General features: G+C 76.2%; 1 protein-coding gene. It reads left to right on the top strand.

Going from position 1 to position 23,102, the window contains the following annotated elements; translation table 11 throughout:
* The first annotated feature begins 100 nt into the window (after nt 1-100).
* Nucleotides 101-23,095 carry a type I polyketide synthase gene (locus tag ACLJPY_RS02105; RefSeq protein ID WP_410586252.1) on the top strand — a complete coding sequence of 7,665 codons (22,995 nt, stop codon included), beginning with the start codon at nt 101-103 and terminating at the stop codon, nt 23,093-23,095.
* Nucleotides 23,096-23,102 lie beyond the last annotated feature (7 nt).

Here is a 23,102-nt window from a genome sequence, read left to right as displayed (position 1 = left end):
GCGTTTCCGGCCTTGTGCTGGCACTACTAGGGATTTACCGATCCACGGTCGAGTGAGACTCCTCCCATGGCGTTCGCCGCGACGGATGGGTTGAGCTGACATGGGTGTTGACAGGACCGGTGGCAGTAGCAACGAGGACCAGCTCCGGAACTACCTGAAACGGGCCGGCGCGGATCTGCAGCGCACCCGCCGGCGGGTGCAGGAGCTGGAGGAGGCGAGCTCCGAGCCGGTGGCCATCATCGGGATGGGCTGCCGGTTCCCCGGCGGCGTCACCAGCCCGGAGGACCTGTGGCGGATGGTCGCCGAGGGCCGCGACGGCATCACCACCTTCCCCGGCGACCGCGGCTGGCAGCTCGACGAGCTCGGCTCCTCGGCGACGCTCTCCGGCGGCTTCCTGCCCGACGCGAGCCGGTTCGACGCCGACTTCTTCGGCATCTCGCCGCGGGAGGCGCTGGCCATGGACCCGCAGCAGCGGGTGCTGCTGGAGACGGCGTGGGACGCCTTCGAGCGGGCCCGCATCGACCCGGCCGCCCTCAAGGGCACCCCGACCGGGGTCTTCGTCGGCGCCATGCCGCAGGACTACCGGGTCGGCCCGGGGGACAACGTCGAGGGCTTCCAGCTCACCGGCAACACCACCAGCGTCATCTCCGGCCGGCTGGCCTACTGCTTCGGCACGGTCGGCCCGACGGTCACCGTGGACACCGCGTGCTCGTCGTCGCTGGTCGCCCTGCACCTGGCGACCCAGGCCCTGCGCGGCGGGGAGTGCTCCCTGGCCATCGCCGGTGGCGTGACGGTGATGCCCAGCCCGCTGACCTTCCTGGAGTTCAGCAAGCAGGGCGGCCTGGCCGCGGACGGCTACTGCCGCTCCTTCGCCGACTCCGCCAACGGAACCGGCTGGGCCGAGGGCGTCGGCCTGCTGGTGCTCGAAAAGCTGTCCGACGCGCGCCGCAACGGGCACCGCATCCTGGCCGTGGTGCGGGGGTCCGCGGTGAACTCCGACGGCGCGTCCAACGGCCTGACCGCCCCCAACGGCCCGTCGCAGGAGCGGGTGATCGAGCAGGCGCTGGCCGGCGCCCGGCTGGCCGCCGACCAGGTGGACGCGGTCGAGGCGCACGGCACCGGCACCACGCTCGGCGACCCGGTGGAGGCACAGGCGCTGCTGGCCGTCTACGGCCGCACCCGCCCGGCCGCGCGGCCGCTGCTGCTGGGCTCGGTGAAGTCCAACCTCGGCCACACCCAGGCCGCGGCCGGCGTGGCCGGCGTCATCAAGATGGTCATGGCGATGCAGCACGGCGTGCTGCCCCGGACGCTGCACGTGGACCGGCCTTCGTCCCATGTGGACTGGAGCAGCGGCGCGGTCCGCCTGCTGACCGAAAGCACACCGTGGCCGGAGACCGGGGAACCGCGCCGGGCCGGGGTGTCCTCGTTCGGCCTGAGCGGGACCAACGCGCACACCATCATCGAGCAGGCCCCGGCCGAGGAACCCACGCCGCGCGCGCCGCGCAGCACGGGGACGGTGCCGCTGGTGCTGTCCGCGCGGACCCGGGAGGCGCTGCGGGAGCAGGCCGAGCGGCTGCTGCCGGTGCTGTCCGGGGGAGCCGCCGAGCTGCGCGATCTCGCCTACTCGCTGGCGACCACGCGGACCGGGTTCGAGCACCGGGCGGTCGTGGTGGCCGGGGACCTCGAGGCCGCGGTGGCCGGGTTGTCGGCCGTGCGCGACGACGTGGCCGGGGCCGCCGGAGTGGTGCGCGGCGCGGCCCGCGGCCGCCCGAAGCTGGCCGTCCTGTTCACCGGGCAGGGCGCGCAACGGCTGGCGGCCGGCCGGGAACTGCACGGCCGGTTCGGTGCCTTCGCCGAGGCGTTCGACGCGGTCTGCGCCGAGTTCGACGCCCACCTGGACCGCCCGCTGCGCGAGGTCGTCTGGGGCGACGACGCGGAGCTGCTGGACCGGACCGAGTACGCGCAGCCGGCGCTGTTCGCGATCGAGGTCGCGCTCTACCGGCTGGCCGAATCCTGGGGCGTGCGCCCGGACTTCCTGGCCGGCCACTCGATCGGCGAGCTGGCCGCCGCGCACGTGGCCGGGGTGTTCTCGCTGGCCGACGCGGTCACGCTGGTCGCCGCGCGCGGCCGGCTGATGCAGGCGCTGCCGTCCGGCGGCGCGATGGTCGCGGTCCGGGCGGCCGAGGCCGACGTGCTGCCCCTGCTGGCCGGGCGCGAAGACGAAGTCGCGCTGGCCGCGGTCAACGGCCCGGAATCCGTTGTCCTTTCCGGTGACGAGGACGCGGTGCTGGAAGTCGCCGGGCACTTCGGGAAGGCCAAGCGGCTGCGGGTCTCGCACGCGTTCCACTCGCCGCGGATGGCGCCGATGCTGGCGGAGTTCCGCGCGGTCGTCGCCGGGCTGGCGGCCCGCGAACCGCTGCTGCCCGTGGTGTCGAACCTGACCGGCGAGCCGGCCACGGTGGCCGAACTGACCTCACCCGACTACTGGGTCGAGCACGTCCGCCGTCCGGTGCGGTTCGCCGACACCGCCGCCTGGCTGCACGAGCACGGCGTGCGCACCTTCCTCGAGCTCGGCCCCGACGGCTCGCTCAGCGCGCTGGTCCGCGAGTCCGTGGCCGACGCCGCGGTGTTCGCGGCACTGCGCCCGGGCCGGGACGAGCAGGCCACCCTCACCACGGCGGTCGGCGGGCTGCACGCCGCGGGCGTGCCGGTCCGCTGGGAGAACTACTTCGCGGGCGCCGGCGCCCGGCCGGTCGACCTGCCCACCTACCCCTTCCAGCGCAAGCGGTTCTGGCCCAAGGACGTCGCCCGCACGGCCGGCGACCTGCGGGCGGCCGGACTGGGACCGACCGGGCACCCGCTGCTGTCCGCCGCGGTCGTGCTGGCCGGCGCGGAGGGCAGGCTGCTGACCGGCAGGCTGTCCGCGCAGACCCAGCCGTGGCTGGCCGACCACGTGGTCCGCGGCCGCCTGCTGCTGCCCGCGACCGCGCTGCTGGAGCTGGCCGTCCGGGCCGGCGACGAGGTCGGCTGCGGGCACGTGGCCGAGCTGACCCTGGCCGCGCCCGTCGTGCTGCCCGAGCAGGGCGGCGTGCAGGTGCAGGTGTGGGTCGGCGCGCCGGACGCCACCGGGCAGCGCGCGCTGACCGTCTACGGCCGCCCGGACGACGCCGACGACCACCCGTGGACCGAGCACGCCACCGGGCTGCTCGGCACCGGAGAGGCCGTGGCGCCCGAACCCGCCGAGTGGCCGGCGGACGCCGAACCGGTCGACACCGGAGACCTGTACGAGCGGCTGGCCGGCGACGGCTTCGGCTACGGCCCGGCCTTCCGCGGCCTGCGGGCCGCCTGGCGCCACGGCACGGACGTGTTCGCCGAGGTGACCCTGCCGGAGGCGGTGACCGGGGACGCCGGCGCGTTCGGCATCCACCCGGCGCTGCTGGACGCGGCGCTGCACGCGCTGCCGTTCGCGGACCTGGGTGGCACCCGGGGCGGCCTGCCGTTCGCCTGGAGCGACGTCCGCCTGCACGCCACCGGGGCCACCACCGTGCGGGTCCGGCTCCGGCCGGTCCGCGAGGGCGTGGCCGCGCTGGAGCTCACCGACCCCACCGGGGCACCGGTGCTTTCGGTGGGTTCGCTGGCCGTGCGCGCGCCGGACGCGGCCGGCGCTGCGGCCACCGGCCGCGACCTGTACCGGCTGGAGTGGACCGCCGTCCCGGCCGAAGCGGCCGGCAGCACCGGATCGATCGCCGTGCTCGGCGACGACCCGTTCGGGCTGGACTTCCGGACCACCGACACCGCGCCGGCCGTGGTGCTGCGCCCGGTGGCCGGGCAGGCCGGTCCCGAGGCGGTGCACGCGCTGACCGCCGCGGTGCTGGCCGACCTGCAGAACTGGCTGTCCGACGGCGCTACCGGCCGGCTGGCCTTCGTGACCCGGGGCGCGGCCGGCCCCGAGCCCGCCGATCTGGCCGGAGCGGCCGTCTGGGGCCTGGTCCGCGCCGCGCAGGCGGAGCACCCGGGCCGGTTCGTCCTGCTCGACCTCGACCCCGACCTCGAAGCCGACGCCGCGTCGGCCGCGATGATCCCGGCGGCGCTGGCCACCGGCGAGCCGCAGCTGGCCATCCGCGGCGGCGGTCTGCTGGCCGCCCGGCTGACCCGTGCCGCCGAGGAGCCCGACGTCACCACCGAGGACGTCGCCTGGCCGGAGTCCGGGACCGTGCTGATCACCGGCGGGACCGGCGGCCTGGGCGCGGTGCTGGCCCGGCACCTGGTGACCGAGCGCGGCGTGCGGCGGTTGCTCCTGCTGTCCCGCCGGGGCGCGGGCGCTCCCGGCGCCGCCGAACTGCTGACCGAGCTGGCCGAGGCCGGCGCCGACGTCACCGCGGTGGCGTGCGACGCGGCCGACCGGGCCGCGCTGGCCGAAGCGCTGGCCGGCGTACCGGCCGGGCACCCGGTCACGGCGGTGGTGCACACCGCGGGCGTGCTGGCCGACGGAACGGTCGGATCGCTGACACCGCAACGGCTTTCGACGGTGCTGCGGCCCAAGGTGGACGCCGCCTGGAACCTGCACGAGCTCACCGGCGACGTGGCGAAGTTCGTGCTGTTCTCCTCGGTCGCCGGGCTGACCGGGGCGGCCGGGCAGGCCAACTACGCGGCGGCCAACGCCTTCCTGGACGCGCTGGCCGCCCACCGGCGGGCCGTCGGCCGGCCCGCGCTGTCGCTGGCCTGGGGGCCTTGGGCCGAGGCCGGGATGGCCGCCGAGGACGCGCACCGGCGGTTGCAGCGCACCGGTGTGCCGCCGCTGTCCGTGGCGCAGGGACTGGCCCTGTTCGACGCCGCCGAGCGGGTGGCCGCTCCGGTCGTCGCGCCGGTCCGGCTGGACCTGCCGGTGCTGCGCGCCGCGGGCGAGGTCGCCCCGGTACTGCGCGGCCTGGTCCGCGGTCCGGTCCGCCGCACCGCGGCCGCCGGTGCGGCGCTGGTCGCCGGGCTGGACGCCAAGCGCAGCCGGGAGGCCGTGCTGGAGCTGGTCCGCACCCGGGTCGCCGGGGTGCTCGGGCACGCGGACGCCGCTTCCGTCGACCCGGACCGCCCGTTCTCCGAACTCGGGTTCGACTCGCTGACCGCGGTCGAACTGCGCAACCAGCTCAGCGCCGCGACCGGGCTGCGCACGCCGGCCACGCTGATCTTCGACCACCCCACGGTGACCGCCCTGGCGGCGTACCTGCTGGAGGAACTGCTCGGCGCGGAGGCCCCGGACACCGGGTCCACCCGCACCCGCGACCTCGCCGGCGACCCGATCGTCATCGTCGGCATGGACTGCCGCTACCCGGGCGGGGTGCGCTCGCCGGAGGACCTCTGGCGGGTCGTCACCGAAGGCGTCGACGTGATCTCCGGGTTCCCGGTCAACCGGGGCTGGGACCTCGACGCCCTCTACGACCCGGACCCGGACCACCCGGGCACCTGCTACACCCGCAGCGGCGGGTTCCTGCACGACGCGGGCGAGTTCGACCCGGCGTTCTTCGGGATGAGCCCGCGGGAGGCGCTGGCCACCGACTCGCAGCAGCGGCTGCTGCTGGAGGTGTCCTGGTCGGCGATTGAGCGGGCCGGCGTGGACCCGCTCACGCTGCGCGGCAGCCGCACCGGCGTGTTCGCCGGGGTGATGTACGGCGACTACAGCACGGTCCTGTCGGACGCCGAGTTCGAGGGCTACCGCGGCACCGGCAGCTCCACCAGCGTCGTCTCCGGCCGGGTGGCCTACACCCTGGGGCTGGAGGGTCCGGCCGTCACCGTCGACACCGCGTGCTCGTCCTCGCTCGTCGCGCTGCACTGGGCGATGCAGGCGCTGCGCGCCGGCGACTGCGACCTGGCCCTGGCCGGCGGCGTCACGGTGATGGCGTCGCCCGGGGCGTTCATCGAGTTCGCGCGGCAGCGCGGGCTGTCCCCGGACGGCCGGTGCAAGGCCTACTCCGACGCGGCCGACGGCGTGGCCTGGTCCGAGGGCGTCGGCGTGCTCGTGCTGGAACGGCAGTCCGACGCGATCCGCAACGGTCACCACGTGCTGGCCGTGGTCGCGGGCTCGGCGGTCAACTCCGACGGCGCGTCCAACGGTCTGACCGCGCCCAACGGGCCGTCGCAGCAGCGGGTGATCCGCCAGGCGCTGGCGTCCGCCGGACTGTCCACATCGGACGTCGACGTCGTCGAGGGGCACGGCACCGGCACCGCGCTGGGCGACCCGATCGAGGCGCAGGCGGTGCTGGCGACCTACGGCCGGGACCGGGAAACCCCGGTGCTGCTGGGGTCGGTGAAGTCCAACCTCGGGCACACCCAGGCCGCGGCCGGGGTGGCCGGCGTGATCAAGATGGTGCAGGCGATGCGCCACGGCGTCGTCCCGCGCACCCTGCACGTCGACGCGCCCTCGTCCCACGTGGACTGGACCGCCGGCGCGGTGGACCTGCTGCGCGAGCCGGCCGAGTGGCCGGCGGCCGGCCGGCCGCGGCGGGCGGCGGTCTCCTCCTTCGGGTTCAGCGGCACCAACGCCCACGTCATCCTCGAGCAGCCGGCCGTCGTGGTGCCGGCCGAGCCCGGCCCGCCGGTGCGCGCGCCCTGGCTGCTTTCCGCGCGCTCCGGTGGCGCGCTGCGCGACCAGGCCGCCCGGCTGGCCGCCCGCCTCGCCGCCGATCCCGGGCTCGACCCCACCGACGTGGCCTTCTCGCTGGCCACCACCCGTTCCCGGTTCGAACACCGGGCCGCGGTCCTGGCCGAGGACACCGAGAGCGCGGTGCGGGCGCTGACCGCGCTGTCGGCCGACCGGCCTGACCCCGCGCTGGTCACCGGGGAGCCGGCCGGCGGCCGCCTGGCGGTGCTCTTCGCCGGCCAGGGGAGCCAGCGGCCGGGGATGGGCCACGAGCTCCACCAGCGGTACCCGGTGTTCGCGGCCGCGTTCGACGCGGTGGCCGAAGCGCTGGCCCCGCAGCTCGACCGGTCACTGGCCGAGGTGCTGTTCGCGGCGCCCGGCTCGGCCGAGGCCGCGCTGCTCGACACGACCGGCTGGGCGCAGCCCGCGCTGTTCGCGCTGGAGGTGTCGCTGTTCCGGCTCCTGGAGTCCTGGGGTGTCGAGCCGGACCGGCTGGCCGGCCATTCGATCGGCGAGATCGCCGCCGCCCACGTGGCCGGGGTGCTCTCGCTGGCCGACGCGGCGACGTTGATCGGCGCGCGCGGCCGTCTGATGCAGGCGCTGCCGCCCGGCGGCGCGATGGTGGCGGTGGAGGCCACCGAAGAGGAGGTGGCCCCGCTGGTCGACGGCGCAACCGTGGACGTCGCGGCCGTGAACGGACCGCACTCGGTGGTGCTGGCCGGCGACGAGGACGCGGTGCTGGCCGCCGCGGCCACCTTCGCCGGGCAGGGCCGCCGCACCAAGCGCCTGCGCGTCTCGCACGCCTTCCACTCGCCGCGGATGGACGCCGTGCTGGCCGATTTCCGGGCCGTGGTGGCGACGCTGACCTTCCACCCGCCGCGCATTCCGGTCGTGTCCGCCCTGACCGGCGAGGCCGCCACCGCCGAGCAGCTCGGCGACCCGGAACACTGGGTGCGGCACGTCCGCGCCACCGTGCGCTTCGCCGACGCGGTCCGCGCCATGGCCGCCGACGGCGTGACCACCTTCGCCGAGCTGGGCCCGGACGGCGTGCTTTCGGCCATGGTGGAGGACATCCTGGCCGGGTCCGCCGACGAAGCCGGCTGCGTGCCCGTGCTGCGGGACGGCCGGGGCGAGGAGACCGCGCTGCTCGGCGCGCTCGGCGCCCTCCACACCGCGGGCGTCGACCTCGACTGGCGGGCCTTCTTCGCCGGCCGTGACGCCCGCTGGGTCGACCTGCCCACCTACGCCTTCCAGTACGAGTCCTTCTGGCCGCAGGCCACCGCCCGGACGGCGGCCGACCCGGCCGACGACCGGTGGTGGGCCGCGGTGGCGCGGGGCGACGCCGGGGAACTGGCCGAGGTCGTCGGGCTGGGCGAGGACCAGCGCGCGGCGCTGGACTCGGTGCTGCCGGCGCTGGCGAACTGGCGGCAGCACCGCGCCGAACGCGCCCGGCTGGACACCTGGCGCTACCGGGTGGACTGGGCGCCGCTGTCGATCGAGCCCGCCGCCCTGTCCGGCACCTGGGTGCTGGCCACCACCGGCGACGAACCGGAGCTGGCCGCCGCCCTCGCCGAGCGGGGTGCGCAGGTGCGCACGGTGCTGCTGACCGAGTCCGATGTGGACGCTGTAGGGCTAGCCGAGCGGATCGGCCCGTGCGACGGCGTGCTCGCCGTCCTCGGCTCCGCGGACCGCGCTGCCGGACTGCCGCTGGGCTTCGCGCTCGGTGTCACGCTGGCCCGCACCGTCGAATATCCACTGTGGATAGTGACCCGGGACGCGGAGACCGACCCGGGGCAGGCGATGCTCTGGGGTCTCGGCCGCACCGCGGCGCTGGAGCACCCGCAGACCTGGGGCGGCCTGATCGACGTGCCCGCCGGGCTCGACGCCGACGACGCCCGCTCGGTCGCCGCCGTGCTGTCCGCGCCGGGCGGCGAAGACCAGCTCGCGGTCCGCGGCCGGGCGGTGTCCGGCCGCCGGCTGGTGCACCACCCCGGCACCGGCCGGGCCCCGGCCGGTGAGTTCACCGCCCGCGGCACCGTGCTGGTCACCGGCGGCACCGGCGGCCTGGGTGGCGAGGTGGCCCGCTGGCTGGCCCGCCGCGGCGCGCAGCGGCTCGTGCTGACCAGCCGCCGCGGCCCGGACGCGCCCGGCGCGGCGGAACTGCGCGCCGAGCTGATCGAGCTCGGTGCGGACCACGGCCTCGCCGTCGACGTCGTGGCCTGCGACGTCGCCGACCTCGCCGCGCTGCGCGCGGTGCTGGACGGCATCCCCGAGGACACCCCGCTGACCGGCGTGGTGCACACCGCCGGCGTCGCCGACCGCGCCCCGCTGGCCGAGGCCGGCTTGGCCGAGCTGGCCGCCACGGTGTCGGCGAAGGTCGACGGCGCGGCCCACCTCGACCACCTGCTCGGCGACCGCGAGCTGGACCTGTTCGTGCTGTTCGGCTCGATCGCCGGGGTGATCGGCAGCGGCGGCCAGACCGGGTACAGCGCGGCCAACGCGGCCCTCGACGCCCTCGCCCGGCAGCGGCACGCCCGCGGCCTGACCGCCACCTCGATCGCCTGGGGTCCCTGGGCCGGCTCCGGGATGGCCGCGCAGGACGCCGGGACCGGCGCGCTGGCCCGCCGCGGACTCGCCTTCCTGCCGGTGCGCTCCGCGCTGGCCGAGCTGGGCCGCGCGATCGTGCAGCACGACGTGACGGTGACCGTCGTCGACGCGGACTGGGCGACCTACGTCCCGGTGTTCACCGCGGCCCGGCCCAGCGCCCTGCTGACCGGCCTGCCGGAGGCGCGGGCGCTGACCGCGCCGGGTGGCGGAAACTCCGCGTGGGCGGCCGAACTCGCCGGGAAGCCGCCCGAGGACCAGGAGCGGCTGCTGGCCGAGCTGGTCCGCGGCGAGGCGGCGGCGGTGCTCGGGCACGGCTCGGCCGACGCGGTCTCCGAGCGCCGCGCGTTCCAGGACATCGGGTTCGACTCGCTGACCGCGGTCGAGCTGCGCAAGCGGCTGGTCAAGCTCACCGGCTGCGCCCTGCCCAGCACGCTGGTGTTCGACTACCCGACTCCGCGCGCCCTGGCCGGGTACCTGCGCGAGCAGCTGCTGGACGAGGTCGCCGCGGCCGCCCCGGTCGCCGCCGCGGCCGGGACCGACGAGCCGATCGCCATCATCGGGATGAGCTGCCGGTTCCCCGGCGGCGTGCAGAGCCCGGAGCAGCTGTGGGAGCTGGTGCTCGGGGGCGTGGACGCGATCAGCGGGTTCCCGGTCGACCGCGGCTGGGAAGGCGCCGTCACCTTCGACCCGGACCCGGACCGCGGCGGTGGCACCGTGACCACCCAGGGCGGGTTCCTGCACGACGCCGGTGACTTCGACCCGGGCTTCTTCGGCATCTCCCCGCGGGAAGCCCTGTCGATGGACCCACAGCAGCGGCTGCTGCTGGAGACGACCTGGGAGGCGTTCGAGCGGGCCGGCATCGACCCGCACACCCTGCGGGGCAGCGGCACCGGCACCTTCATCGGCTCCAGCTACCAGGAGTACGGCGGCCGGGGCAACGCCGAACTGGAGGGTCACGCCGTCACCGGCCAGATCCCCAGCGTGCTCTCCGGCCGGCTGGCCTACGTGTTCGGGCTGGAGGGCCCGGCGGTCACCGTGGACACCGCGTGCTCGTCCTCGCTGGTCGCGCTGCACCTGGCCTGCCAGTCGCTGCGCAACGGCGAGACCACGATGGCGATCGCGGGCGGGGCGACCGTGATGACCAACCCCGGTCCCTTCGTCGCCTTCTCCCGCCAGCGCGGCCTGGCCGCGGACGGCCGGTCCAAGGCGTTCTCCGCGTCGGCCGACGGCATGGCGCTGGCCGAAGGCGTCGGCATCCTGCTGGTCGAGCGGCTGTCCGACGCCCGGGCCAACGGGCACCCGGTGCTGGCCGTGGTGCGGGGCAGCGCCATCAACCAGGACGGCGCGTCCAACGGGCTGACCGCGCCCAACGGCCCCGCCCAGCAGCGGGTGATCCGCCAGGCGCTGGCCAACGCGCACCTCGCGTCCACCGAGATCGACGTGGTGGAGGCGCACGGCACCGGCACCCCGCTCGGCGACCCGATCGAGGTGCAGGCGCTGCAGGCCACCTACGGCCGGGACCGGGACTCCGGGCGTCCGCTGTGGCTGGGGTCGATCAAGTCCAACATCGGGCACAGCCAGTCCGCGGCCGGCGTGGCCAGCGTGATCAAGATGGTGATGGCGCTGCGCGAGGGCGTGCTGCCGAGAACCCTCTACGCCGAAGACCCGTCGCCGCACATCGACTGGAGCGACGGCACCGTGGTGCCGCTGACCGAGCCGGTCGACTGGGCCACCGACGGGCGTCCGCGTCGCTGCGCCGTGTCGTCGTTCGGCGTCAGCGGCACCAACGCGCACACCGTGCTGGAGCAGGCCCCGGCGCCGGCGGAGCAGCCGGCCGGCGCCGGGCCCGCGGCGGACCGGCCGGTGCCGTGGGTGCTTTCTGCCCGCAGCCCGGCCGCCTTGCGCGGGCAGGCCGAGAAGCTGCTGCCCCTCGCCGGGCACGACCCGGCCGCGGTCGGCCGCTCGCTGCTCGCCTCCCGAGCCCGCCTGGAGCACCGCGCGGTCGTCATCGGCGCCGGTTCCGAGCTGGCCGAACACCTGAACGCCTACTCCCGCGGGGTCCGCGGGGGCGTGGTCGAGGGCGAGGCCGACGTGGACGGCAAGGTGGTGTTCGTCTTCCCCGGCCAGGGTTCGCAGTGGGCCGGGATGGGCGCGCGGCTGCTGGACGCCTCGCCGGTGTTCGCCGAGCGGATGGCCGAGTGCGCCGCCGCGCTGGCCCCCTTCGTCGACTTCCCCCTGCTGGACGTGCTGCGCAGCGGCGCGGACCTGGACCGGGTGGAGGTGATCCAGCCGGCGTCGTTCGCCGTGATGGTGTCGCTCGCCGCGCTCTGGCAGTCCCGGGGCGTGCGCCCGGCGGCCGTGCTCGGGCACTCCCAGGGCGAGATCGCCGCCTCCGTGGTGGCCGGGGCCCTGTCGCTGGCCGACGGCTGCCGGGTCGTGGCCCTGCGCAGCCAGGCCATCGCCCGCCGCCTGGCCGGGCGGGGCGCCATGATGTCGGTGCCGCTGCCCGCCGCCGAGGTCACCGAGCGGATCGCCCGGTTCGGCGGCGCGGTGTCGGTGGCCGCGCTGAACGGTCCGCGCTCGGTCGTCGTCTCGGGCACCCCGGACGCCGTCGACGAGCTGTTCGCCGAGCTCACCGCCGGGAACGTCCGCGCCCGCCGCATCGACGTGGACTACGCCTCGCACTCGGCCCAGGTCGAGGAACTGCACGAGGAGCTGCTGGAAGCACTGGCCGGGCTGGCCCCGCGTACCCCCGAGGTGCCGTTCTTCTCCACCCTCACCGGCGACTGGCTGGGCGAGCAGCCGCTGGACGCCGAGTACTGGTACCGGAACCTGCGCCAGACCGTGGGGTTCGAGCCGGCCGTGCGGGCGCTGCTGGCCCAGGGCCACCAGGCGTTCATCGAGGCCAGCGCCCACCCGGTGCTGACCTTCGGCGTCCAGGAGACCGTGGACGACGCGGGGGAGCGGGCCGTCGTCGTCGGCACGCTGCGCCGGGACAACGACAGCTGGACCCGCGTGCTCACGTCCTTCGCCGAGGCCTTCGTGCGAGGCGTGCCGGTGGACCTGGCCGCCGAGTTCGCGGGCGGCACGGCCACCGTCGACCTGCCGACCTACGCCTTCCAGCACGAGCACTACTGGCTGCCGCTCAACGCCGGCGCGACGGTCGCGGCCGACCCGGCCGACCAGGCGTTCTGGGACGCGGTCGAGCAGGCCGACGTCGACGCGCTCAGCGCCGGCCTCGCGGTGGACCGGGACTCGCTGGCCGCCGTGCTGCCCGGGCTGTCGTCCTGGCGCAAGCAGCGCCAGGACCGTGCCACCGTGGACGGCTGGCGCTACCGGGTCGCCTGGACGCCGCTGGGCGCCACCCCCGCGGCCACGCTGTCCGGCACCTGGCTGCTGGTCACCGCGACCGCCGACGACCGCGGGGACGAGGAACTGGCCGCGGTGCTCACCGGCCACGGGGCCGAGGTGCGGCGGCTGGTGTTCGACGGCGAACTGCCCGACCTGCCCGAGCTGAGCGGCGTCGTCTCCACCCTGGCCACCGCCGAAGAGCCGCACGACGAGCACCCCGCGCTCGCCCGCGGCCTGGCCCTGAGCGTGCAGCTCGTCCAGGCGCTGGGCGCGGCCGGGATCGACGCCCCGCTGTGGCTGCTGACCCGCGGCGCGGTGGCCACCGGCCACGCCGACACCGTCACCCACCCGCTGCAGGCCCAGGTTCTCGGGCTGGGCTGGACCGCCGCGGTGGAGCACCCGCAGCGCTGGGGCGGCGTCATCGACCTGCCCGCCGAGCTGGACCGCCGCGGCGGCGACCGGCTGGCGGCCGTCCTGTCCGGCGCCACCGGCGAGGACCAGTTGGCCATCCGCGCCGCCGGGGTGTTCGGCCGCCGCGTGGTGCGAGCCCCGGCCGGCGACCACGCGCCGGCGCGGACCTGGACCCCGCGCGGCACCACGCTGATCACCGGCGGCACCGGCACGCTGGCCCCGCACCTGGCCCGCTGGCTGGCCGGGCAGGGCGCCGAGCACATCGTGCTGACCAGCCGCACCGGCGCCGCGGCCCCGAAGGCCCGGCAGCTGGTGGCGGAACTCGGTGAGACCGTCGAGGCGGTGGCCTGCGACGTCACCGACAAGGCGGCGCTGGCCGCCCTGCTGGCGCGGTTGCGGGCCGAGGGCCGGACCGTACGCAACGTCGTGCACACCGCCGCCGTGATCGAGCTGCACACGCTGGCCGAGACCGACCTGGCCGCGTTTTCCCGGACCGTGCACGCCAAGGTGGTGGGCGCGCGCAACCTGGACGAGCTGCTCGACACCGACGAGCTCGATTCGTTCGTCCTGTACTCCTCGACCGCCGGCCTGTGGGGCACCGGCGCGCACGCCGCCTACGTGGCCGGCAACGCGTACCTGCACGCGCTGGCGGCCCACCGGAGGGCCCGGGGGCTGCGGGCCACCGCGCTGTCGTGGGGCATCTGGGCCGACGACCGCGAGCTCGGCCGGGTCGACCCGGAGCAGATCGTGCGCAGCGGCCTGGTGTTCATGGCGCCCGAACTGGCGCTGGAAGGCCTGCGCCGGGCGCTCGACGACGACGAGACCGCCCTGGCCGTGGCCGATCTGGACTGGGCGCGGTACTACCCGGTCTACACGGCCGTCCGGCCGACGCCGCTGTTCGACGAACTGCCCGAGGTGCGGCGGCTGACCGAGGTCGCCGCCGCCACGGCCGCCACCGGCGCGGGCGGCGAGTTCGCCGCCCGGCTGCGCACCCTGCCCGAGGCCGAGCGCGCCCACCTGCTGCTGGAACTGGTCCGGACCGAGGCCGCCGCGGTGCTGGGTCACGCGTCGGCCGACGCGCTGCCCGAGGACCGCGCCTTCCGCGACGTCGGCTTCGACTCGGTCACCGCGGTCGACCTGCGCAACCGGATCGCCGCCGGCACCGGCCTGACCCTGCCCGCCACCATGGTGTTCGACCACCCGTCGCCGAGGCAGCTGGCCGCGTTCCTGGCCGCCACGATCACCGGCTCGGACACCGTCGAGCAGGCCCCGGCCGTGGCCGGCGTGGACACCGGCGAGCCCGTCGCCATCATCGGGATGGCCTGCCGCTACCCGGGTGGCGCGGACACCCCGGAGCGGTTGTGGGACCTGGTCGTGGGCGGCGTGGACGCCATCTCCGGCTTCCCGGCCGACCGCAACTGGCCGACCGACGCGATCTACGACCCGGACCCGGACGCCGGCGGCAAGACCTACTCGGTGCGGGGCGGCTTCCTGCACGAGGCCGCCGAGTTCGACCCGGGGTTCTTCGGCATCTCGCCGCGGGAGGCCTTGTCGATGGACCCGCAGCAGCGGCTGCTGCTGGAGACGGCGTGGGAGGCGTTCGAGCGGGCCGGCATCGACCCGCACACGTTGCGGGGCAGCGGCACCGGCACGTTCATCGGGGCCAGCTACCAGGACTACACCGCGGCCGTGTCCGGCGCGGTCGACAACGCCGACGGCCACATGATCACCGGCTCGCTGGGCAGCATCCTGTCCGGCCGGCTCTCCTACCTGTTCGGCCTGGAGGGCCCGGCGGTCACCCTGGACACCGCCTGCTCGTCGTCGCTCGTCGCCATCCACCTGGCCGCGCAGTCGCTGCGGTCGGGGGAGAGCAGCCTCGCGCTGGCCGGCGGGGTGAGCGTGATGGCGACACCGGGCGCGTTCGTCGGCTTCTCGCGCCAGCGCGCGCTGGCCGCGGACGGCCGCTGCAAGGCCTACTCGGACCGGGCCGACGGCATGACCCTCGGCGAGGGCGTCGGCTTGGTGCTGCTGGAAAAGCTTTCCGACGCGCAGCGCAACGGGCACCGCATCCTGGCCGTGGTCCGGGGTTCGGCGACCAACCAGGACGGCGCGTCCAACGGCATGACCGCGCCCAGCGGACCGTCCCAGCAGCGGGTGATCCGGCAGGCGCTGGCCAACGCGCGGCTCACGGCGTCCGAAGTGGACGTCATCGAGGGGCACGGCACCGGCACCGCGCTGGGCGACCCGATCGAGGCCCAGGCCCTGCTGGCCACCTACGGCCAGGACCGGGAACGGCCGCTGCTGCTCGGTTCGGTGAAGTCCAACATCGGCCACACCCAGATGGCCTCCGGCGTGGCCGGGGTGATCAAGGTGGTGCAGGCGCTGCGGCACGGATTGGTGCCCAGGACGCTGCACGTGGACGAGCCCTCCACCCACGTCGACTGGAGCGCCGGCTCGATCGAGCTGCCCGCCGAAAACGTGCCGTGGCCGGAGAGCGGGCGGCCGCGCCGGGCCGGCATCTCGTCCTTCGGGTTGAGCGGCACCAACGTGCACACCATCCTCGAACAGGCCCCGGAACTCCCCGTCGAAGCCGCCCCCGAGCCGGAGCCCGGCCTGGTGCCGGTCCCGCTGTCCGGCCGGACGGACGCAGCGCTGCGCGCCCAGGCCGCGGCGCTGCTGGACACCCTGGACGACGGCGTCTCCCCGGCCGTGCTCGGGTACTCGCTGGCCACCACGCGGTCGGCCTTCGAACACCGTGCCGTGCTGCTGGCCGGGGACCACGGCGAACTGCGGCGCGGCCTGGCCGCGCTGGCCGGGGACCGGCCGGACGGCGGCGTGGTGCGGGGCACCGTGACCCGCGGCCGCACGGCGTTCCTCTTCACCGGCCAGGGCGCGCAGCGGGCCGGTATGGGCCGGGAACTGTACGAGCGCTACCCGGTGTTCGCCGACGCGCTGGACGACGTGCTGGCCTGCTTCGACCTGCCCCGCGTGCTGCGGGAGGTGATGTGGGACGACGACGCCACCGCCCTCGACGAGACCGGCTACACCCAGCCGGCGTTGTTCGCCTTCGAGGTGGCGTTGTTCCGGCTCCTGGAGTCCTGGGGTGTGACGCCGGATTACCTGGCCGGGCATTCGATCGGCGAGCTCGCCGCGGCGCACGTGGCCGGAGTGCTGTCGCTGGCCGACGCCTGCAAGTTGGTCGCCGCGCGGGGTGCGCTGATGCAGGCGCTGCCGCCCGGCGGGGCCATGGTGGCGGTGGAGGCCACCGAAGACGAGGTCATCCCGCTGCTGACCGGTGGCGTGTCGATCGCCGCGGTCAACGGGCCGCGGTCGGTGGTCGTCTCCGGTGCCGAGGAGGCCGTGCTCGCCGTCGCCGCGAAGCTGGACCGGCGCACCAAGCGGTTGCGTACCAGTCATGCGTTCCATTCGCCGTTGATGGATCCGATGCTGGACGAGTTCGCCGAGGTCGCCCGCGGTCTGACGTATGAGGAGCCGCGGATCCCGCTGGTGTCCACGGTGACCGGCGCGGTGGCGGGCGACGAGTTGCGGACGCCGGAGTACTGGGTGCGGCACGCGCGGGAGGCGGTGCGCTTCGCCGACGGCGTGCGTGCGCTGGCCGACCGGGACGTGCGCGTGTTCGTCGAGATCGGCCCGGCCGGCGTGCTGTCCGCCGCGGTGCGGGACGTCCTCGCCGACGCGGTCTCGCTGCCGCTGCAGCGCGCCGACCGGCCCGAGGTGGCCGCCCTGCTGTCCGGGGTGGCCGGGGTGCACGCCCACGGCGGCCGGCTGGACTGGACGGCGGTCTTCGACGGCGGCACCCGGACGGTCGAGCTGCCCACCTACCCGTTCCAGCACGAGCGGTTCTGGCCGGTCGCCGCGCCGGCCGCCGCCTCGGCCGCCACGGAGGACGACGAGTTCTGGACGGCGGTCGGCAACGCCGACACCGGGACGCTGGCCGAGGGGCTCGGCCTCGACCGGGAGACCGTGGCCGCGATGGTGCCGGCGCTGAGCACCTGGCACCGCCGCCGGACCGAGCGGTCGGCCCTGGACAACCTGCGCTACCGCCCGGTGTTCACGCCGGTCGGCGGGCTCTCGGGGACGCCGTCGGGCCGGTGGCTGGTGCTGCTGCCCGCCGGGCTGGAAAGGCCGGACTGGGTCGAGGACGTCCTGCCCGGCGCCGCGACCGCGGTGGTCGGGGACGACACCGACCTCAGCGGCGTCGAGGCCGACGGCGTGCTTTCGCTGCTGGCCCTCGCCGAGGCCTCCGACGACCCCGGCACCCTGCTGACCCGCACCGCGAACGCGCTGCGGGACCTGGGCCGGACGCGGCTGTGGAGCGTCACCCGCGGCGCGGTCGCGGTGAATCGCACCGAGCGGCCGGACCCCGCGCAGGCCGCCCTGTGGGGACTGGGCCGGGTCGCGGCCATGGAACACCCGGAGCGCTGGGGCGGGCTGGTCGACCTGCCCGCCGCGTTCGACCACACCACCGTGCGCCGGCTGCGGTCCGTGCTGGCCACCGGCCACGCCGAGGACCAGGTGGCCATCCGGGCCGCCGGGGTGTTCGGCCGCCGCCTGGAGCACGCGCCGGCCACCGGCGAGGCCCGCGCCTACACCCCGCGGGGCACCGTGCTGGTCACCGGCGGCACCGGCGGCCTGGGCGGGCACCTGGCCCGCTGGCTGCTCGACGCCGGAGCCGAGCGGGTGGTGCTGGCGAGCCGGCGCGGCCCGGCGGCGCCCGGTGCCGCGGAACTGGCCGCGGAGCTGGGGGCGCGGGCCGTCGTCGTGGCCTGCGACGTCGCCGACGCGAGCGCGGTCGCCGCGCTGCTGGCCGACCACCCGGTCACCGCCGTCTTCCACACCGCCGGCGTGCTGCGGGACGGCGTGCTGGCCTCGCTCACGCCGGAGATGTTCGCCGACGTGCTGCGGGCCAAGGCGACCGCGGCCCGGGTGCTGCACGAGCAGACCGCGGGGCTCGAGCTGGACGCGTTCGTCCTGTACTCCTCGACCAGCGGCGCCATCGGCGCCGCCGGCCAGGCCAATTACGCCGCCGCCAACGCCTACCTGGACGCGCTGGCGGGGCAGCGGCGGGCCGACGGCCTGCCCGCCACCTCGATCGCCTGGGGCCCGTGGGCCGGGTCGGGCATGGTGGCCGAGGCCGAATCGGTGGAGAACCGGGTCCGGCGGGGCGGCTTCCGGCCGCTGCGCCCGGAACCGGCGCTGGCGGCGCTGCGCCAGGCCATCGAGCACGGGGACGCCGAGCTGGTCGTCGCCGACGTGGACTGGGGCCGGTTCGCGCCCGCGATCACCGCGCTGCGCCCGGCGCCGCTGCTGACCGGTCTGCCCGAGGTGCGGGCGCTGGTGACTCCCGCCGCCGACACCGCGGCGGCCCCGGACGTCCCGGCGGATCCCGCCGGGCTGCTGGACCTGCTGCGGGTCCGGATCGCGGCCGTGCTCGGGCACAGCGACCCGGCCGGAGTGGATGCCGACCGGGCCTTCCGCGACCTCGGCTTCGACTCGCTGACCACCCTGGAGCTGCGCAACAGCGTCGCCGCGGCGACCGGGCTGATCCTGCCCGCTTCGCTCGTCTACGACTACCCGACCCCGCGCGACCTGGCCGAGCACCTGCACGCCGAGCTGTCCGGCGGCCGCGCCGAGACCACCTCGGTGGCCGCCGGGCCGCGTGCGGTCGCCGACGACCCGATCGTCATCGTCGGCATGGGCTGCCGCCTCCCCGGCGGTGTCTCTTCGCCCGAGGACCTGTGGCGGCTGCTGGCCGACGGCGGCGAGGGCATCGTGCCCTTCCCCGCCGACCGCGGCTGGGACCTGGCCGAGCTGGAGCGGCGCTCGGCCACCGGCCGGGGCGGCTTCCTGCCGGACATCGCGGGCTTCGACGCCGACTTCTTCGGCATCTCACCGCGTGAGGCGCTGGCCATGGACCCGCAGCAGCGGTTGCTGCTGGAGACGTCGTGGGAGGCGCTGGAGCGGTCCGGCATCGACCCGTCCGGGTTGCGGGGCAGCGACACCGGCGTGTTCGTCGGCACCAACGGGCAGGACTACGTGTCCGTGCTGCGCCGGGCCACCGAGGACCTGGGCGGCCACGTGGCCACCGGCAACACGGCCAGCGTGATGTCCGGCCGGCTGTCCTACACGCTGGGCCTGGAAGGCCCGGCGGTCACCGTGGACACCGCCTGCTCGGCGTCCCTGGTCGCCCTGCACTGGGCCGGCCGCGCGCTGCGCGCCGGCGAGTGCTCGCTGGCGCTCGCCGGTGGCGTCTCGGTGATGTCCGGCCCCGGCTCGTTCGTGGAGTTCAGCCGCCAGGGCGGCCTGGCCGCCGACGGCCGCTGCAAGGCGTTCGGCGACGGCGCCGACGGCACGGCGTGGTCCGAAGGCGCGGGCATCCTGGTGCTGGAACGCCTGTCCGACGCCGAGCGCAACGGCCACACCGTGTGGGCGGTGGTCCGCGGGACCGCGGTCAACTCCGACGGCGCGTCCAACGGCCTGACCGCCCCCAACGGGCCCGCGCAGCAGCGGGTCATCCGGGCCGCGCTGGCCGACGCCGGGCTGCGGCCGGCCGAGGTCGACGCGGTCGAGGCGCACGGCACCGGCACGGCGCTGGGCGACCCGGTCGAGGCGCACGCCTTGATGGCTGGCTACGGCCGGGACCGGGCGCACCCGCTGCTGCTGGGCTCGGTCAAGTCGAACCTGGGCCACACCCAGGGCGCGGCCGGCGTGGCCGGGGTGATCAAGATGGTGCTGGCCATGCGGCACGGCGTGCTGCCGGCCACCCTGCACGCCGCCGCGCCCTCTCCGCACGTGAGCTGGGACGGTTCGGTCGAGCTGGTGCAGCAGCCCCGCGACTGGCCGGACACCGGGCGGCCCCGCCGGGCCGGCGTCTCGGCCTTCGGGGTCAGCGGCACCAACGCCCACGTGATCATCGAACAGGCCCCGGCCGCCACAGAGTCCGTCGCGGTGGCCACCACCGAAGACGCCGCGGTGGTGCCGTGGCCGGTTTCCGCCCGCACGCCCGAAGCCCTGCGCGAGCAGGTGGCGGCGCTGCGCGCGCTGTCCGGCGTCGATCGCGCCGCGGCCGGCCGGACCCTCGCCACCGGCCGGGCCGCGTTCGGTCACCGGGCCGCGTTGCTGGCCACCGAAGACGGCGTGGTCGAGCTGGCCACGGGCCCGGCCGGGACCGGGCGGACGGCGTTCCTGTTCGCCGGGCAGGGCAGCCAGCGGGCCGGGATGGGCCGCGAGCTGTACGAGCGCCACCCGGTGTTCGCCGACGCGCTGGACGAGGTGCTGGGGCACTTCGACCCGGCCCTGCGCAAGATCATGTGGACCGAGGACCCGGAGGTCGCCGAAGCGCTCCACGAGACCGGGCACACCCAGCCGGCGCTGTTCGCGATCGAGGTGGCGCTGTTCCGGCAGCTGGAGTCGTGGGGGGTGACGCCGGACTACGTGGCCGGGCATTCGATCGGGGAGATCGCCGCGGCGCACGTGGCCGGGGTGTTGTCGCTGGCCGACGCCTGTGCGCTGGTGGCCGCGCGGGGTGCGCTGATGCAGGCGCTGCCGCCCGGCGGGGCCATGGTTTCGGTGCGCGGCTCGGAGGCCGACGTGGCCGGGTACCTCGGCGAGGACGTCGCGGTCGCGGCGGTCAACGGGCCCGCGTCGGTGGTGCTGGCCGGGGCCGAGGACGCGGTGCTCGCGGCGGCCGACGGGCTGGCGGCCGCCGGCCACCGGGTCCGCCGGCTGCGGGTCAGCCACGCGTTCCACTCGCCGCTGATGGACCCGATGCTGGACGAGTTCGCGGCGGTGGCGCGGGAGCTGACCTACCACGAGCCGCGGATCCCGCTGGTGTCCACGGTGACCGGAGCGGTGGCGGGCGACGAGCTGCGGACGCCGGAGTACTGGGTGCGGCACGCGCGGGAGGCGGTGCGCTTCGCCGACGGCGTGCGGACCCTGGCCGAGGCGGGCGTGCGGACCTTCGTGGAGCTCGGCCCGGACGGCACCTGCTCGGCCATGGCCGGGCACTGCTTCGCCGGCCTGAGCCCGGAACCGGTGGCCCTGCCGACGCTGCGCGCCACCGGCGAGGAGCACGCGCTGGCCGCGGCGCTGGCCCGGCTGCACGTGTGCGGGGTGGCGGTGGACTGGACCGCCTACTTCGCCGGGACGCCGCTGGCCGACCTGCCGACCTACCCGTTCCAGCGCGAGCGCTACTGGCCGGAGACGACCACCGGCCCGGCCGCCGCCGATCCGCTGGACGCCGAGTTCTGGACCGCGGTGGACACCGCCGACGTGGCCTCGCTGGCCGCCACCCTGGACCTGGACGGCGAATCGCTGGGCCCGGTGCTGCCGGCGCTGGCGAAGTGGCGGCGCGACCGGCACGAGCGGACCGCGACCGGCGGGTGGCGCTACCAGGTGGACTGGGTGCCGGTGCGGCCCGCGGCCGAACCGGCCGGACGCTGGCTGGTGCTGGCCCCCGACGGCTGGGCGGCGGACCCCTGGCTCGGTGCGGTGGCCGCCGCGCTCCCCGGCGCCGACGTGGTGTCCACATTGGACGACATCGGCGGCGGGTACGCCGGGGTGCTGTCCCTGCTGGGCGTCGCCGATGATCCGACGGCCCTGACTGCGGGCTGGCCGGCCGAACTGTCCGAAGTGGACGTACCGCTGTGGTGCGTCACCCGGCAGGCGGTGGCCGTGCAGGACGAGGTGCCCGCACCGGGCCAGGCCGCGCTGTGGGGCCGGGGCCGTGTCACCGCGCTGGAGCACCCGGACCGCTGGGGCGGCCTGCTCGACCTGCCGGCCACCCTCGACCCCGCGACACTGGCGGCCTTGCCGGCCGCAGTGGCCGCTGGCGAGGACCAGCTGGCCCTGCGAGGCGGGCAGCTGCTCGCCCGCAGGCTGGCCCGGGCCACCGGTCCGGACGCCGGGCCGTGGCGGCCCCGCGGCACCGTGCTGGTCACCGCGGCCGTGGCCGGGCTGGCGGGCTGGCTCACCGAAAACGGCGCCGAGCGGGTCCTCACCTGGGACCCGGCCACACCGGTGGACGTGCCCGAGGACCTGAGCGCGGTGCTGGTGGCGCCCTCGGCGGCGAGCGACGTGGCCGAAGCTGCGCGTGAGCTCGACGAGCTGGACCGCCTGCTGGCCGGGCGGGACCCGCTGTTCGTGGCGATCGGGTCCGTCGCGGGCGCCTGGGGGGTGCTCGGCCGCGGCGACCAGGCGGCCGTCGACGCCTACCTGGCGGCGCTGGCCCGGCGGCGCGGCGGCCGGTCCGTGGCGCTGGCCGCGTGGACCGACGCCGAACCGGAACTGGCCAACCACCTGCGGCTCAGCGGCCTGCCGCCGATGGACCCGGAGCTCGTGCCGGCCGCGCTGGGCCGGGCGATCGGCTCGGCCGCGGCGGAAACCGTGCTGGCCGACGTGACCTGGGACCAGTTCGCCCCGGCGTTCACGGCGAAGCGGCCCAGCCGCCTGCTGACCGGCGTCCCGGAGGCCCGGACCGCGCTGGACGCGGCCCGGCGCGACCGGGTGGACCCGGCCGAGGTGGCCGGGGAACTGCGGCGCACCCTGCTGGACCTGTCGGCCGCGGACCGCCTCGGCCACGTGCTCGGCCTGGTGCGCGGCGAGGTCGCGGTGGTGCTGGGGCACGCCGGGACCCAGCGGATCGAGGCCGACCGGCCCTTCAAGGACCTCGGGTTCGACTCGCTGACCGCGATGGACCTGCGGACCCGGCTGAGCGGCACGACCGGGCTGGACCTGCCGGTCACCCTGGCCTTCGACCACCCGACCTCGGCCGCGCTCGCCGAGCACGTGCTGGGCGAGCTGCTGCCGGACACCGGCCTCGGCGACGCGGACGAGTCCCAGCTGCGAGCCCTGCTGAATTCGGTGCCGCTGCAGCGGCTGCGGGACATCGGGGTGCTGGAACAGCTGCTGCGGCTGGCCGACGGCCACGCTGGGCCCGACCACCCGGGGCCCGGCCACGGCCACGGCCACGACGAGCTGGAACCCGACGACGACGGCGCCATCGACGAGATGGATCTCGACGACCTGGTGCAGGCCGCGTTGAACGGCCGGTCCGGCGACCTGACGCGCGACTGAAGGAGAT

It is taken from the genome of Amycolatopsis sp. lyj-23 (assembly GCF_046549135.1).
GTDB lineage: Bacteria > Actinomycetota > Actinomycetes > Mycobacteriales > Pseudonocardiaceae > Amycolatopsis.
The sequence above is the reverse complement of the archived record's forward strand: the minus strand, read 5'-3'. Positions and strand labels throughout refer to the sequence as shown.

What these genes read in the sequence shown, in the direction of transcription:
- ACLJPY_RS02105 (WP_410586252.1), top strand. Translation starts at nt 101, where the DNA reads ATGGGTGTTGACAGGACCGGTGGCAGTAGCAACGAGGACCAGCTCCGG.